This window comes from Actinomycetospora aurantiaca, assembly GCF_037401875.1.
GTDB classification, from domain to species: Bacteria; Actinomycetota; Actinomycetes; order Mycobacteriales; family Pseudonocardiaceae; genus Actinomycetospora; species Actinomycetospora aurantiaca.
This window is the reverse complement of the sequence record NZ_JBBEGN010000012.1, coordinates 1-13,074: the sequence shown is the minus strand read 5'-3', so window position 1 is coordinate 13,074 and position 13,074 is coordinate 1. Positions and strand designations below refer to the sequence as shown.

General features: G+C 74.2%; 14 protein-coding genes and 1 pseudogene. 10 read left to right on the top strand and 5 right to left on the bottom strand.

All coding sequences use genetic code 11. The features are described from left to right. Window positions 1-2: 2 nt before the first annotated feature. Together WCD74_RS21090 and pknB are read left to right on the top strand one after the other, a co-directional pair. The gene (locus WCD74_RS21090) at window positions 3-1,421 is read left to right on the top strand and encodes a protein kinase domain-containing protein (RefSeq protein WP_337696846.1); all 1,419 of its coding nucleotides are present in this window, start codon (window positions 3-5) and stop codon (window positions 1,419-1,421) included. Then, entirely contained in the window at window positions 1,418-3,382 is a 1,965-nt protein-coding gene (gene pknB / locus WCD74_RS21085; protein WP_337696845.1) for a Stk1 family PASTA domain-containing Ser/Thr kinase, read from the top strand. Before WCD74_RS21090 ends, pknB begins: the two co-directional genes overlap by 4 nt. 14 nt (window positions 3,383-3,396) lie before the next feature. On the opposite strand, the gene WCD74_RS21080 is transcribed toward pknB, so the two are convergent. Further along, window positions 3,397-4,053: an aminodeoxychorismate/anthranilate synthase component II gene (locus tag WCD74_RS21080; protein ID WP_337696844.1), complete on the bottom strand. Its 657-nt coding sequence runs from the start codon at window positions 4,051-4,053 to the stop codon at window positions 3,397-3,399. A gap of 62 nt (window positions 4,054-4,115) precedes the next feature. Here WCD74_RS21080 and crgA point away from each other — a divergent pair, with 62 nt between their 5' ends. Both crgA and WCD74_RS21070 read left to right on the top strand, forming a co-directional pair. Continuing rightward, a complete protein-coding gene (gene crgA / locus WCD74_RS21075) occupies window positions 4,116-4,373 on the top strand; it encodes a cell division protein CrgA (RefSeq protein ID WP_337696843.1) in 258 nt (85 codons plus the stop codon). A 42-nt stretch (window positions 4,374-4,415) separates the two neighbouring features. After that, a pseudogene (locus WCD74_RS21070) lies at window positions 4,416-4,823 on the top strand (PH domain-containing protein); the annotation flags it as partial. A 27-nt stretch (window positions 4,824-4,850) separates the two neighbouring features. On the opposite strand, the gene WCD74_RS21065 reads toward WCD74_RS21070, so the two are convergent. Together WCD74_RS21065 and WCD74_RS21060 are read right to left on the bottom strand one after the other, a co-directional pair. Continuing rightward, window positions 4,851-5,726 carry a rhomboid family intramembrane serine protease gene (locus WCD74_RS21065; protein WP_337696842.1) on the bottom strand — a complete coding sequence of 292 codons (876 nt, stop codon included), beginning with the start codon at window positions 5,724-5,726 and terminating at the stop codon, window positions 4,851-4,853. Between the two features lie 35 nt (window positions 5,727-5,761). Beyond that, a complete protein-coding gene (locus tag WCD74_RS21060) occupies window positions 5,762-6,292 on the bottom strand; it encodes a peptidylprolyl isomerase (protein ID WP_337696841.1) in 531 nt (176 codons plus the stop codon). A 115-nt stretch (window positions 6,293-6,407) separates the two neighbouring features. On the opposite strand from WCD74_RS21060, the gene WCD74_RS21055 reads away from it, so the two are divergent. Next, the gene (locus tag WCD74_RS21055; RefSeq protein ID WP_337696840.1) at window positions 6,408-7,244 is read left to right on the top strand and encodes a hypothetical protein; all 837 of its coding nucleotides are present in this window, start codon (window positions 6,408-6,410) and stop codon (window positions 7,242-7,244) included. A gap of 30 nt (window positions 7,245-7,274) precedes the next feature. On the opposite strand, the gene WCD74_RS21050 is transcribed toward WCD74_RS21055, so the two are convergent. Beyond that, window positions 7,275-8,564 (bottom strand): alpha/beta hydrolase, encoded by a 1,290-nt coding sequence (locus WCD74_RS21050; protein ID WP_337696839.1) that lies wholly within the window; start codon window positions 8,562-8,564, stop codon window positions 7,275-7,277. Beyond that, window positions 8,561-8,863 (bottom strand): hypothetical protein, encoded by a 303-nt coding sequence (locus tag WCD74_RS21045; RefSeq protein ID WP_337696838.1) that lies wholly within the window; start codon window positions 8,861-8,863, stop codon window positions 8,561-8,563. The genes WCD74_RS21050 and WCD74_RS21045 overlap by 4 nt, the downstream gene beginning before the upstream one ends. A gap of 163 nt (window positions 8,864-9,026) precedes the next feature. Between WCD74_RS21045 and mug the strand changes: the two genes are divergently transcribed. The 5 genes from mug (at window position 9,027) to WCD74_RS21020 (ending at window position 13,073) form a co-directional block, all read left to right on the top strand. Further along, on the top strand, window positions 9,027-9,593 hold the full coding sequence (gene mug, locus WCD74_RS21040) for a G/U mismatch-specific DNA glycosylase (RefSeq protein ID WP_337696837.1): 567 nt from the start codon (window positions 9,027-9,029) through the stop codon (window positions 9,591-9,593). Between the two features lie 75 nt (window positions 9,594-9,668). Beyond that, the gene (locus tag WCD74_RS21035) at window positions 9,669-10,487 is read left to right on the top strand and encodes an N-acyl homoserine lactonase family protein (RefSeq protein ID WP_337696836.1); all 819 of its coding nucleotides are present in this window, start codon (window positions 9,669-9,671) and stop codon (window positions 10,485-10,487) included. Continuing rightward, the gene (locus tag WCD74_RS21030; protein ID WP_337696835.1) at window positions 10,484-11,776 is read left to right on the top strand and encodes a hydroxyacid-oxoacid transhydrogenase; all 1,293 of its coding nucleotides are present in this window, start codon (window positions 10,484-10,486) and stop codon (window positions 11,774-11,776) included. Before WCD74_RS21035 ends, WCD74_RS21030 begins: the two co-directional genes overlap by 4 nt. A 7-nt stretch (window positions 11,777-11,783) precedes the next feature. Next, a complete protein-coding gene (locus tag WCD74_RS21025) occupies window positions 11,784-12,215 on the top strand; it encodes an FmdB family zinc ribbon protein (RefSeq protein WP_337696834.1) in 432 nt (143 codons plus the stop codon). A gap of 9 nt (window positions 12,216-12,224) precedes the next feature. Next, window positions 12,225-13,073 carry an SCO6745 family protein gene (locus tag WCD74_RS21020; RefSeq protein ID WP_337696833.1) on the top strand — a complete coding sequence of 283 codons (849 nt, stop codon included), beginning with the start codon at window positions 12,225-12,227 and terminating at the stop codon, window positions 13,071-13,073. Window position 13,074: the final 1 nt, after the last annotated feature.

Sequence of the window (13,074 nt, the reverse complement as noted above, 5' to 3'; positions counted from 1 at the left end):
CCATGGCCCCGACCACGGGAACCCTGCTCGCCGACCGCTACCGGATCGGGCGGCGCATCGCCATCGGTGGCATGGGCGAGGTGTGGGAGGCCCAGGACACCCGCCTCGACCGGACCGTCGCGGTCAAGATCCTCAAGGCCGAGCTCTCCGGTGACCCCGAGTTCCTGCACCGCTTCCGCACCGAGGCCCGCACGGCCGCCTCGCTGAACAACCCCGGCGTCACCGCCGTGCACGACTACGGCGAGACCACCACGGACTGGACGACCGCGAGCGGCACCATCCAGGTCCCGGTCGCCTACCTGGTCATGGAGCTGGTGCGCGGCGAGCCGCTGGCCCAGATCCTGTCGGTGCACGGCCGCCTGGGCGTCGACTACACGCTCGACATCCTCGAGCAGTCCGGCTACGCCCTCGACGCCGCCCACGAGCGCGGGCTGGTGCACCGCGACGTCAAGCCCGGCAACATCCTGGTGACGCCGACGAACCAGGTGAAGATCACCGACTTCGGCATCGCGAAGGCCATCGACGCGGCCCCGGTGACCCGCTCCGGCATGGTCATGGGCACCGCGCACTACATCGCCCCGGAGCAGGCCGGCGGTGGTGACGCCGGGCCGGCCTCGGACGTGTACTCGCTCGGCGTCGTCGGCTACGAGTGCCTGGCCGGCCGTCGGCCGTACCTCTCGGAGAACGCCGTCACGGTCGCGATGATGCACATCCGCGACCCGCTGCCGCCGCTGCCGTCGGACGTGCCCCCGGTGGTGCGCCAGCTGATCGAGCTGACGCTCACCAAGGACCCCCGCGGCCGCTACGCCAACGGCGGGGAGTTCGCCCGCGCCGTCGCGGCCGTGCGCCGCGGGGAGCCGGTGCCCCGCCCGGGGGCGGCCACCGCCGCGACCGAGGCGGTCAACCCGGCCACCCGGGTCGCGCCGGCGACCACCTACGACGGCCCGTCCTCGCCGCCGCCGCGGCGCAGCGACCGCTGGGACGACGGGCGGGCCCCCGAGCCGCGCCGACGCGGGCCGTGGGGTGCCGTGGCCGCGGTCCTGGCGGTGCTCGCCGTCCTGCTGATCGGCGGGTACTACCTGGTCTCGAACACCGAGACCAGCGCGCCGCCGCCGGCCGCCACCCCGACGTCGACGACGACGTCGCGGCCGGCGCCGACCACCACGACGACCCGTAGCCGCACGACCACGACCACGACGGCCGCGGGCAACACCGTGAACGTCAGCACCATCGACTACGTCGGCCGACCCGCCTCGGTGGCGAGCGCCGCGCTGCGCGAGTCCGGCCTCGTGCCGGAGGTCGAGACGCTCCTCGGCGGCCAACCGACGGACCCGTCGGCCTGCCGCGTGCTGCGCGTCTCCCCCACCGGTGAGGTCACCCGCGGGGACACCGTGACCGTCACCTGTCAGGAGTTCGGATGACCACCCCCCGCCTCCTGTCCGACCGGTACGAGCTGGGGCCCGCCCTCGGCTACGGGGGCATGTCCGAGGTCCACGGCGGCCGCGACGTCCGGCTCGGCCGCGACGTGGCGATCAAGGTGCTGCGCGCCGACCTCGCCCGCGACCCGCAGTTCCAGATCCGGTTCCAGCGCGAGGGCCAGAACGCGGCCGCGCTGAACCACCCGGCGATCGTGGCGGTCTACGACACCGGCGAGACCTGGGCCGACGACGTCCCGCTGCCCTACATCGTCATGGAGTACGTCCCGGGGCGGACGCTGCGCGACATCGTCAAGACCGGCGGGCCGATGGAGCCGTTCCGGGTCTGCGAGGTCGTGGCAGACGTCTGCTCCGCGCTCGACTTCTCCCACCGGCACGGGATCATCCACCGCGACGTGAAGCCGGCCAACGTCATGATCACCCCGTCCGGGGCGGTCAAGGTGATGGACTTCGGCATCGCCCGCGCCCTCTCGGACGCCCAGCAGGGCCTGACGCAGACCGCCGCCGTCATCGGCACCGCGCAGTACCTCAGCCCGGAGCAGGCCCGCGGCGAGGCCGTCGACGCCCGCTCGGACGTCTACTCGACCGGCTGCGTGCTCTTCGAGCTGCTGACCGGGCAGCCCCCGTTCACCGGGGACTCGCCCGTGGCGGTCGCCTACCAGCACGTGCGGGAGGACCCCCGGCCGCCGTCGGAGCTCAACCCGGCCGTGCCGCCGACGCTGGACGCCATCGCGCTCAAGGCGCTGGCGAAGAACCCGTACAACCGCTACCAGACCGCGGGCGAGATGCGCGACGACCTGGTGCGGGTGCTCCAGGGCGAGCCGGTCGAGGCCCCGCTGGTGATGACGGCGGACGAGCGCAACACGCTGATGACCGGCCCGACCCGCACGGTCGGGGCGGCCTCCTACGCGACCGGCCCGGCGACCGAGGCCGGCGACTTCGCCGCGTGGCAGGCCGAGCAGGAGGAGGAGCGGCGCCGTCGGCGGCGCCGCCGCCTCGGCGTGCTGGGCGGGGTCCTCGCCGTGGCCGCCGTGCTCGCCGGCCTGTTCTTCCTCTTCGCGCCGGGCAACAACCAGCTGCCCGTCCCCGACGTCACCAACCAGCCGCAGGACGTCGCCCTGCGCACCCTCACCGGGGCCGGGCTCAAGCCGAACCTCGTGCCCGTCGCCTCGGACCCGAGCCAGGTCGGGACGGTGCTGGGCACCGACCCGGCCGCCGGCACCGAGGTCGACCCGCAGGCGGTGATCGCCATGCGGGTCGGACGCGGCCCGGACCGGGTGCAGGCCCCGGACCTCGCCGGACGCACCGCCGAGCAGGCCCAGCAGATCGTGCAGGGCGCCGGGCTGACCCTGACCCCCGTCCCGCAGCAGCGTCCGGTCGACGACTCCAGCCAGGTGGGCAAGGTCCTGTCGCAGGATCCGGCGCCGGGCACCCTGCTCGCGCCGGGCACCGCCATCCAGCTCACTGTCGGCCAGCAGCGCCAGACCATCAAGGTGCCGGACGTGACGGGGCAGCCCGTGGCCACCGCCCGCACGACCCTCGAGGGGGTCGGGCTGGAGGTCACCGTGAGCGGCGACTCGTCCGGCAACGCGACCGTGGCGTCCACCAGCCCCGCCGCCGGGTCCACGGTGGCCGTCGGGTCGACGGTGACGGTCACCGCGGCCAACGGTGACCGCGTCTCGGTCCCGGACATCACCGGGAAGTCGCGCGGCGACGCGATCGCGGCGCTGGCCGCGGCCGGCTTCAGCGGCAACCTGCAGGCCACGTCCCAGGACGTCGACGACCCGAACCAGGACGGCAAGGTCCTCAGTCAGAGCCCGTCCGCGGGCAGCCAGGCCGGGAAGGGCGACACCATCCAGGTGACCGTCGGCAAGTACACCGGCGGCGGCGGTGGTGGCGGGGTCTTCGGGGGCGGCGGGAGCGGCCTGTTCCCCGGCGGCAACTGACGCCGTCGGGGCGGTCAGCCCTGCGCGGGCGGGGCGGCCGCGAGGGCGAGGGCCCGGGCGTCGCGGACCAGGCCCTCGACCAGGCCCTCGGTGACCGGGTGCCCGCAGGCCGCCATCCAGGTGGCCAGCACGCGGTGACCGTCCTCGGTGAGCACCGACTCCGGGTGGAACTGCACCCCCTCCAGCGGGAGCTCGCGGTGCCGCATGGCCATGAGCACGCCGTCGGTGGTCCAGCCGGTGGGCTCGAGCTCGTCGGGCAGCGAGTCCGGCCGCACCGTCAGCGAGTGGTAGCGCGTGGCCGTGAACGGGTCGGGCAGACCCGCGAGCACCCCGGCGCCGCCGTGGCGGACCGCCGAGGTCTTGCCGTGGCGCAGCTCGGGCGCACGCTCGACGACGCCCCCGAAGGCCTGGCCGAGGGCCTGGTGCCCGAGGCAGACCCCCAGCATCGGCGTGCGGTCGGCCGCGCACCGGGCGATGACGTCCAGGCTCGAGCCGGCGTCGTCCGGCGTGCCCGGGCCGGGGCTCACCAGCACTCCGTCGACGTCGCCCGCGAGCTCGAGCACGTCGGCGGCGTCGTTGCGCCGGACCAGCGGCTCGGCGCCCAGCTGGGCGAGGTACTGGACGAGGTTGTAGACGAAGCTGTCGTAGTTGTCGACGACGAGGACCCGCACGCTCCTACGATACGGACCGCTTCGCTACCGTGGAGTGGACCCGAGTCCCCAGGAGCGCGCCCGTGCCGAAGTCGAAGGTCCGCAAGAAGCCGACCTACACCCCGCCGCCGCAGGCGTCCGCCGCGCGGTCGAGCGGCCCGTCGCACCCGGCCTACGTCGTGATCATGCTCGCGATCGGCATCGTCGGGCTGGCGTGGCTGGTCGTGAACTACCTGGCCGGCGAGGACATCCGCTTCATGGCCGAGCTCGGCGGCTACAACTTCCTCATCGGCTTCGGCCTCGTCGTGATCTCGCTGCTCATGACGATGAAGTGGCGCTGAGAATTACACGCATGTCGTTCGTCCCCACTGTGGACAGGGCCTGTGGACAACCCTGACACGCGGTGGGCCGCCCCGGTGCCCGCCGTGGCCCTGGGGCTGGTGGGCGGGGTGGCCCTGCTGACCTACGTCGTCCTGGGGAGCCTTGACGGGCCGGGGCGCCTGCTGCTCGGGGTCGCCGCCGTCGCCGTCGGCGGCGCGGCGCTCGTCGGGCTGCGGGCGCGACCCCGCCTGGCCGCCGGCCCCGACGCGCTGACGCTGCGCGGTCTGCTGGGCGCGCGCAGCTGGCCGTGGGCCCGCGTGGACGCGGTCCGGGTCGTGCGGATGCGGCGGCTGGGTCTGCCGGCGGCCTACCTGGAGATCGACGCGCGGGACGACGACGGGGCCGAGCGGCTGCTCGTCCTCGGCCGGCTCGAACTGGGCACCGACCCGGTGGACGTCGCGGCGGCCCTGCAGGACCACCGGGCGCGCGCGGGCCGGTCAGCCGATCCGGCAGGCGGTGGCGCCGCAGACGACGGCGCCGAACGACAGGTCGCGCACGACGATCGCGAGGACGAGGGCGACGACGATCCCCCCGGCGATCCACAGTCCCGTCGCCGGGCGTGAGCGGGCGGGTCCGTACGCCATCCCCGCGGCGACCCCGGTCCCGACGACCAGCCCGCCGAGGTGGGCGAGCAGCGAGATGCCGGGGAAGGTCAGCGAGAAGACGACGTTCAGGCCGATGATCACCATGGCCGACGTCGCCGGGAGCTGCATGCGCCGCAGCAGCACCACCAGCGCGCCCATCAGCCCGAAGATGGCCCCGGACGCCCCCGCCGTCGGGGTCAGCGGCGAACCGAACACCATCACCGCGGCCGAGCCGCCGAGCAGCGAGCACCCGTAGAGCAGGGAGAACCGCAGCCGGCCCAGCGCGAGCTCGATGTCCCGCCCGATGAACCACAGCGCGACCATGTTGAACAGCAGGTGCAGCGGGCCGATGTGCAGGAAGCCCGACGTCACCAGCCGCCACCAGTCGCCGCCCGCCACCTGCAGCGGGACCAGCGCCCCGGCGGAGAACACCGCGCCGTCGGTGTTCTGCTGCACGCTGCCCGCGTCGAGGGCGGTCCAGGCGAAGACCGCCACGTTGACCGCGATGAGGGCGGGCACGACGACGGCCGTCGGCCGGCGCAGCGGGCGCCCGCGACGCTGGGTGCGCGCCGCCTCGCCGACGCAGTCCACGCACTGCATGCCGACGGAGGCGTCGCGCAGGCACTGCGGGCACGCCGGGCGGTCGCAGCGCGTGCACCGCAGCCCGGTCGGGCGGTCGGGGTGGCGGACGCAGACGGCGGTGTCGGCCCCGGGCGGGCTGCTGCTCACGTCCCCAGTGTGCCCGTCCGGTGGTGGGTGTCGGGTTACGTCGTGACCTCGACGCTCTCGATCACGATGTCGGAGGTGGGGCGGTCGCCGGGGCCGGTGGGCGTGGCGGCGATCGCGTCGACGACGTCCCGGCTGGACTGGTCGGCGACCTCGCCGAAGATGGTGTGCTTGCGGTTCAGCCACGTCGTCGGCGCGACGGTGATGAAGAACTGCGAGCCGTTCGTGCCGGGACCGGCGTTGGCCATCGCGAGCAGGTACGGGCGGTCGAACCGCAGGTCGGGGTGGAACTCGTCGGCGAACTTGTAGCCCGGTCCCCCGCGACCCGTTCCGGTGGGATCCCCGGTCTGCAGCATGAACCCCGCGATCACGCGGTGGAAGATCGTGCCGTCGTAGAACGGCCCGCTGGACGAGCCCTTCGCGTTCGGCTCGCTGTACTGGCCCTCACCGGTCGCGAGCCCGACGAAGTTGGACACCGTCTTCGGTGCCTTGTCGGGGAAGAGGTTGACGGTGATGTCGCCGTTCGAGGTGTGCAGCGTCGCGGTCGGCCCGTTCTCGGCATTCGTCACGGAGGTCATCGTGCCACCGTCGGAGCAGCGGGTGTGACGCACCGGCGGGTCGGGCACTTGCAGGCAGGGGACGGGCGGCATCCTGAGCCGCCATCGATGAGTTGAGGTGTGGCCGTTGAGCAGCAAGACCGTGATCGGTGCCAGGGAGGACCTGGACGATCTGCGCAAGGAAGGTGCCCGCGCCCGGAAGAAGGCCGCCAAGCACGCCGAGAAGGCGGCCGCCCAGGCGCGCAAGGAGCGCGAGAAGGCCCGCAAGCAGGGCGCGAAGAAGCGCGCCGAGGTCCGGCGCGACGTCCGCGCGGCCGCCGACCAGGCCCGCCAGCGGGTGCTCGACGCCCGCGCCGAGGCCCGGGCGCGCGCCGAGGAGGCACAGGCCGAGGCCCGCAAGCGGGCCCAGGAGGCGCGCGAGGAGACCCGCAAGCGCGCCAACCAGGCGGCGAAGCAGGCCCGCAAGCAGGCCCGGTCGTACGCCAAGGACGCCCGCAAGCAGGCGAAGGTCTACGCCGAGGACGCCCGGCAGGCCCTCGAGAAGTCGTCGGTGCCCACCTCGGTGGGCGAGCTGCGCGACCTCGGCGAGAACGTCCGCGGCTCGTTCGAGGAGGGCCTGACCTCGGCCCGCCGCGACCTGGCGCAGCGCCTGGAGCCCGAGCAGGACAAGAAGCGTCGCCGCTGGGGCCTGTGGATCGTGCTCGCCGTCGTCGGTGCCGGCATCGCGATCGTGGCCACCCGCCGGGCGCCCGAGCTCCCGCCGCCGCCCCCGCCGGCGCCGCGGCCGAAGCCCGCCCCGACGACCGCCACGGGTCCGTCGCCCGCCACCCCGGCCGCGGCCGCGGGTGCCGTGCCCGACCCGGAGCAGCCGGGCGGCATCGTCCCGCCGAAGGCTCCGGGCGAGGCCGTCTCGCCCAGCTCGAACGGGTCGACCGGCAGCAGCACCAAGCCCGCCGGGAACTGACACCTGGCGTCCCGGTGGGCCGTCACGGGCTCACCGGGGCAGCAGGGCACGCAGCCGGTCCCCCACGCCGACCGTGCGATCGACGACGACGTCGGAGGACCGGCCGTCGATCACCGCGGCCACGTGCTGCGCGCTCGTGCTGCCCGGGCGCAGGTAGTCCACGTGCCCGACCGATCCGGTGGTCGCCATCGGGTGGACGTGCGCGAGCCCGTTCGGGTCCGGGCCGAACCACCCGGTGTCCGCCACCGGGTCCCACCGCGCCTCCGCCACCCACGTCGGCTGCCGGGGCAGCGGGGTCACGCCCGGTGAGCCCAGCAGCACCACGTCGTCCACCGCGCGCGACGTGGCGGCCGCCTGCGCGACCACGAGCGAGCCGTAGGAGTGCCCCACGGCCGTGACGTGCGCATCCGCCCCGCCGACCCCGTCGAGGAACGACGCGAGCCGGGCGGACGCGTTCCCCGCCACCCGCGTCCCGAGCACGGACCGGTCGGCGTCGAGGACCTCCGGCCACTGCGGGGCGGGGTAGTCGAACCACGCCACCACCGCGGCGTCGGCCGCCCGCAGCGCCGCCAGCTCGGCGGTCCGTTCCGGCAGGTCCTCCGCCCGCGACGTGAACCCGGGCACGACGACCCCGACGTCCCGGGCCCGGTCGACGTCGCCGAGGGCCACCGCCGCCCGTCCCGACGCCGGGTCCACCGCCAGCAGCGCCCGGTCATCGCCCGCGCGCACCGCCGTGTCGATCGCGGCCAGGCGACCGAGCCGTGCCCGCACCCCGGCGAGGCGCGCCTCGACCTCCTGCAGCCCCCCGAGGTCGCGCACCTCGTCCCGCGACCGTTCCAGCCCGGTCAGCTCGACCTCGGTGGCCGCGCGGGCCGCGCCGAGACGGGCGCGGTTCGCCCGGTCGCGGACCGCGGCCGGCACGCCGTCGAGGGCGCCCACCAGCTCGGGGCGGTCGACGACCAGCCGCTCCCGCTCGCCGTCGCTCAGGCCCGCCCACCAGTGCGCCACCGCCGGCGGGGCCGGACCGGCGGCGGCCGGGCCGACCCCGACCGGCTCGGAGCGGCCCGCACGAACCAGGGCGGCGGCGACCCGGGCGTCGTCGAACGGCTCGAGGGCGGCCGCGTCCGCGAGCACGGTGGCGAGCGTGCGCGCACGGTCCAGCAGCCCGCCGCCGCGGTCCACGAGCCGGGCGAGCTCCGCCCGACCGGCGTCCGCGGCCGCACCGGTCCACGTCTCGGGCAGCCGGGGGGAGAACACCGCGCGCTCCCAGGCGTCGACCCCGGCGAGCAGGCCGGCCGCCGCGGCGGCGAGTCCGTTCACCAGGCCTCGCCCAGCAGCCGGGCCAACTCGCCGTCGGTGAGCCCGGCGTCCGTGGCGGTGTGTTCGAGCGCGTCGCCGAGCGCCTCGGCGGCAGCGGTCCACTGATCGGCGTCGGTCTGCCAGATCCGGGCCGTGGTCGCGGCTTCCGCAGCGCTCCGGGTGCCCGGCACGAGCCGCCCGAGCTGGCGGACGGCCGCACTCATCGCCTCGGCCGCCCGCGCGGCGTCGGCCACGGCCATCTCGATGTCCTCGACGGCCTCGCGCAGCGCGTCCGGGGGCAGGGTGAATCCATCGGTCATGCCCTCCCCGACGCACCGGCCCCCGGTCCGGCTCCCGCGCCGGCCGCGCACTGGGGACAACCGCGAGCCTGCTGCCGGTGGGGACGGCCGACTGCACCGTTCGGCGGCCGGGCCGGGGGCGCACGCGGGGGTGGACGACCGCCCCGCCGGGAAGCACTCCCCCGTGCGCACCCGACGGGGACCCACCCGCGCCGAGCTCGAGGCCGCCCGGGACCGGCTGCTCCCCGACGTACTCCCCGGACCCGACGACCCGCCGCTGCGCGTGCTGTTCTCCGGCATCAACCCCGGGCTGGTCTCGGCGTACACCGGCCACCACTTCGCCCGCCCCGGGAACCGCTTCTGGCCGGCCCTGCACGCCGCCGGCTTCACCCCGCGGCTGCTGGCGCCCGCGGAGCAAGGCCTCCTGCCGCCCCTCGGGCTCGGCATCACCAACGTCGCCCCGCGGGCCACGGCCCGGGCGGACGAGCTCACCGACGACGAGCTGCGCGCCGGCGGGCGGCGTCTGGTCGACCTCGTGGGACGGCTGCGGCCGTCCTGGCTCGCCGTCGTCGGGGTCGTGGCCTACCGGACCGCCTTCGCCGAGCCGCGGGCCGCCGTCGGGAAGCAGGACCGCGCGATCGGCTCCACGCAGATCTGGGTGCTGCCCAATCCGAGCGGTCTGAACGCGCACTACACGCCCGCCACGATCGCCGCCGCATTCGCCGAACTGCATGGATACATCTCCGATTGACGGTGGCCCCGGTCACAGGCAGGGTGATCAGCAACGGGGGGTCGGTCCCGTTCTCGAAAGACGTGGAGGTCCGCGGTGGCCAGCGGTGACATCAAGGTCAGCATCCTCGACTGCGGCGCGATGAGCGCCGACCTCACGTGGCTGCTCCTGCAGCCCGGGCGGTCGATCAAGCCCCGCCAGCAGAAGGACGCGCCGGCGGAGTGGGTCGACGTGCCGACGCACTGCGTGCTCGTCGAGACGCCCGACGGCACGTTGCTCTGGGACACGAGCTGCCCCAGCGACTGGGAGGAGCGCTGGGGGCCCACCGGCCTCAACGACTTCTTCCCCTACGACCGCGTGTCCGACGACGAGTACCTCGACAAGCGGCTCGAGCAGCTCGGGATCGGCACGAACCAGATCGACTACGTGGTGCTCTCGCACCTGCACTTCGACCACTGCGGCAACGCGAACCTGTTCAAGGACTCGTCGGCGAAGCTGGTGTGCTCGGACAAGGAGAAGGAGTTCGCCTTCGGCTTCGACGGGCCGTTCACCGGCGCGCACCTGAAGAGCGACTACGAGAACCTGAACTGGGAGACGGTCTCGGGCGACACCGAGTTCCTCCCGGGCGTCACACTGCTCCAGACGCCGGGCCACACGCCGGGCTGCATGTCGATGCAGGTCGACCTGCCCGACACCGGCACGATGATCTTCACCTCGGACGCCGTCTACATGGGCGCGAGCTACGGCCCCCCGCCGGTGCCGGCCGCGATCGTCAACAACCTCGAGTCGTGGTTCTCCTCGGTGGAGAAGGTGCGGGACGTCGCGGAGCGGACGAACGCGACCGTCGTGTTCGGCCACGACGCCAACCAGATCCACGAGCTGAAGACCGTCTCGAACGGGGGCCACTACACGTGACCGTCCCGCCCGTCCCCACCGAGGAGTCCGTCTTCACGTGGGGCGCTCCCCCGCTGAAGTTCGGCGCCGGGGCCTGCGACGAGATCGGGTTCGACCTCGCCCAGTACGGCGCGAAGCGCATCCTGCTGATCACCGACCCGGGCATGCAGCAGACCGGGCTGCCCGACCGGATCGCGGACCGGATCCGCCGGTACGACATGACGGTCGAGATCTTCGACGGCGTGCACGTGGAGCCGACCGACGACTCGATGAACAAGGCGATCGGCTACGCGAGCGAGCAGGGTCCGTGGGACGGCTTCGTCGCCGTCGGCGGCGGCTCGGCGATCGACACCGCGAAGGCGGTCAACCTGCTCACCACGTTCCCCGGTGAGCTGATGGACTACATCAACAAGCCGGTGGGCAACGCCCAGGTGCCACCCGGAGCGCTGAAGCCCCTCATCGCGGTCCCGACGACCGCGGGGACCGGCTCCGAGTCCACCGCGATGTGCATCCTCGACGTGCTGTCGTTGCGGGTGAAGACCGGCATCAGCCACTGGCGGCTGCGCCCGACGCTCGCCGTCGTCGATCCGCTGCTGACCATGACCCTCCCGCCGGAGGTCACGGCCGCGTCCGGGATGGACATCGTCTGTCACGCGCTGGAGAGCTACACCGCGCGTTGGTACACGTCGTTCGACCGCAAGTCCCCCGAGCAGCGGGTGACCTACTGCGGGTCGAACCCGGTGTCGGACCTGTGGTGCGAGAAGTCGATGTCCCTGCTCGCGACGTCGTTCCGGACCGCCGTCGAGCGGGGCGCCGAGGACGTCGACGCCCGCATGGACATGATGATGGCGGCGACGTTCGCGGGGATGGGCTTCGGGAACTCCGGGGTGCACATCCCGCACGCGAACGCCTATCCCATCGCCGGGCAGGTCCGGGACTTCCACCCCGCCGGCTACCCGCAGGACGAGGCGATGGTCCCGCACGGGATGTCGGTGTCGCTGACGGCGCCCGAGGCGTTCCGGTTCTCGTTCGACTCGGCGCCCGACCGCCACATGGCCGCCGCGCGGATGCTGGGGCCGAACGCCGAGACGCAGAACGACGCGTCCGAGCAGCTCCCGCACGTGGTGACCGAGCTGATGCGCGACATCGGCATCCCGAACGGGATCGGGGCGGTCGGCTTCGGGGAGTCGGACATCGGCGACCTGGTCGAGGGCACGATGAAGCAGCAGCGCCTGCTCGCCACGTGCCCGCGCACGCCGACCGAGGACGACATCGCCGACATCTTCGCCAAGTCGATCTCCAACTGGTAGGCGCCCCGTGCCGATCTACGACTACCGCTGCGACTGCGGGCTGCGCTTCGAGCGCCTGATGGGCCGCGACGCGCCCGCACCGGCCTGCCCGGAGTGCGGCGAGGAGTCCCGCAAGGTCCCGTCGCGGCCCGCGCTGCACGGGAAGGCCGACCCCGGCCTCTCGCGCGAGCAGATGCCGCAGACCTGGCGCGGGGTCTACAACGGCAACCGCGAGTACATCGCGTCCATGCGCAAGCAGTGGGAGCAGCGCCAGCGCCTCGAGGAGAAGCACCCGGAGCTCGCCGGCGACACGCGTCCCGTCGTCGCGCACGAGGGCCGCTACGAGCAGGTGCCGCTGCGCGCCGGCGAGCCGATCCTCAAGCCGGCCCCCGACACCTCGACCGGCCATGGACACGGCCACGGGCACGGCCACGGGCACTCGTCCCCGACGACGGGGTAGAACACCTCCGTGATCCTCGACCAGACCCCGGCCCGGCGTCTCCGCGACGCCCTCGAGCCGATCGCGATGGTGCACGTGCACGCCGAGGAGGCCCGGGAGCAGTACGAGGCGCTGGGTCTCCAGCGCTACACCGGCTACGTCCTCGGGCGGGCCGGGACCCTCGGCCTCCCGCCGTCCCGGCTCGTCGTCGCCACCTTCGGGGTGTTCGAGGCCGAGGCGCTCACCGCGGTCTACGAGAGCGGCCTGGCCACCGCGACGATCCCGGACGTCCTCGCCGCCAAGCAGGCCGGGGCCGTCCGCGCGCTGCACCGGGTGCTGGGCGAGCCCGGGCGGGACGTCGAGGAGGTCGTCACCGCGCTGCGCGGGGGCCTCGACCGCGCCCCGGTGACGGGGAAGCCGCTGTTCGCCGGTCTGTCGTCGCAGGACTGGCCCGGCGACGCGTGGGGCAGGCTCTGGCACGCCGCGAACCTGCTGCGCGAGTACCGCGGGGACGCCCACCTCGCCGCCCTGCTCGCGCACGGGCTGGGCGCGCTGGAGGCGAACCTGCTCACCGAGGTCGCGGTCGGCTACCCGCTGCGGGTCTACACGCGGACCCGGTCGTTCGGCGACGAGGCCATCGACGCCGCGGTAGCCGACCTGGTCGACCGCGCCTTCCTGACGACGGATGGTGAGCTCACCGAGCGCGGCGCCGCGCTGCGCCGCGACGTCGAGGACGCCACCGAGGCCACGCTCGACGTCGTCCTCGAGGGCATGGAGCACGCGCTGGACCGCGTCGTCGAGCGGTGCACCACGTGGTCGCGCGAGATCCGCGACGGCGGGGCGTTCCCGGACGACGACGCCAAGCTGCGGGCCGGTTAAC